Raw genomic sequence first — 876 nt, forward strand, 5'->3', positions numbered from 1 at the left:
GGCCGGCCCCACGAGGCGATCGAGGCCGCGACGGCCGCCCACGACGCCGCTCGTGCGGCCGGCAACGCCGAGGTCGTGTCGGTCACGCTGAACCTGCGGGGTGTGAGCCGGGTCCAGCTCGGCGACGCCGGCGGCTTCGCGGAGATCGACGCCGGCCGCGAGGCGGCCGGGGACACCTGGCACGGGCTGAGCCGGTACTACGTCAACGGGTCGGACGCCCGGCTCGTCGTGGGTGACTGGGCCCGGGCGGCGGAGATCGCCCGGGAGGGAATGGGCGCCGCGCGCCGACACGGCTCGTCCGACTCGACCCGGCTCATGATCGAGGGGAACCTCGCCGAGGCGCAGATCGGGCGCGGCGACTGGGCCGATGCAGCCGCCTGGTACGAGCGGACGATCCCGCCGATCCACGACAGCGTGTATTCCGTCTACCTCAGCGAGCGCCGGGTCTGGCTCATGATGTGGCAGGGGCACGTGGAACAGGCGCAGACCGAGGCACGCCGCAGGGCCACGAGCTGGGAGCAGTTCGGGCGCCTGGAGGAGCAGATCAGGTCGCGCACCAGCGTGACGCTGGCGGAGCTCGCGCTGCTGCGCGACGAGCCGGCCGAAGCCCTGGAGCGCATGTCGGTGGCGGTCGCCCCGGACCACCCGCGCATGCCGGCCTACGATCTGCAGCAGCTCGCCGTGGCCGCGCGGGCGATCGCGCGGCTGCGCGTGGCCGGACAGGACGTGGCCGACGCCCCCTATCGGGTGGCCCTGGCCGAGTGCGCGCACTGGCCGACGTTCCCGCTGTGGTCGGCTCTGTTCGAGGCAGAGCTCGGCACCGGCCCGTGGGCCGCCGTCGCCGACCTGCCCGGCCCCGGACCCGTCCACCTGCGC

General features: G+C 74.9%; 1 pseudogene. It reads left to right on the forward strand.

Annotation, left to right across the window (positions count from 1 at the left end):
- Nucleotides 1–876, forward strand: a pseudogene (locus PROKR_RS36015) (hypothetical protein); the annotation flags it as partial.

The sequence above is a fragment of the Promicromonospora kroppenstedtii DSM 19349 genome (assembly GCF_000515355.1).
Classification (GTDB): domain Bacteria; phylum Actinomycetota; class Actinomycetes; order Actinomycetales; family Cellulomonadaceae; genus Promicromonospora; species Promicromonospora kroppenstedtii.